1 protein-coding gene (running past one end of the window) is annotated in these 588 nt (G+C 69.9%); it reads left to right on the forward strand.

Annotation, left to right across the window (positions count from 1 at the left end):
• Window positions 1–73: 73 nt before the first annotated feature.
• Window positions 74–588 carry part of the coding region annotated (locus K789_RS0121810; RefSeq protein WP_024368594.1) for a hypothetical protein on the forward strand (this coding region is incomplete at its 3' end). Its footprint extends 941 nt past the window's final position, so 515 of the 1,456 annotated nt are shown.

Genomic DNA, 588 nt, shown 5'->3' on the forward strand with positions numbered 1-588 from the left:
GGCCTGGCTATTCGTTGTTGAGCCGGCGATTATGTGCCCGGCGCTGAACTGTTGCTGAAGGGAGGACCGGGCGATGAGCCAGATCCATGGCGCCGCGGCCTCGGACGAACCCCTCCAGCTCTCACTGCTCCAGGGCTTTCCGAGTTCCGCCGCTGCATCGTCCGGACCGGCCCTTGCCGCCCGGCTTCCGGTGGCGCGTATTCGCCTGGAGTCCTCCCTCCCGCACCTTGACCGGCCCTTCGACTACAGCGTGCCCGCCGGGCTCGATGCCGCGGCGCAGCCGGGGGTGCGGGTCAAGGTCAAGTTCAACGGACAGGAACTGGCCGGTTACCTGATCGACCGGACGGCCGAATCCGACGCCGGCCACCCCCTCGTCCCGCTGCACAAAGTGGTCTCCCCGGTTCCGGTGCTGACGGCCTCCGTCGCGGAACTCGCCGAACGCGTCGCGGCCCGGTACGCCGGCAGCGTCAGCGACGTGCTCCGGGTCGCCGTGCCGCCGCGGATGGCAAAACTCGAAAAGGACCTCGCCCCCGACGGGGTCCTGGATCCGTCCCTCTTCGCTGACGGGGGGTCCGACAACGGGGCGGG

Origin of the sequence: Arthrobacter sp. TB 26, from assembly GCF_000427315.1 — a bacterium.
Taxonomy (GTDB): Bacteria; Actinomycetota; Actinomycetes; order Actinomycetales; family Micrococcaceae; genus Arthrobacter.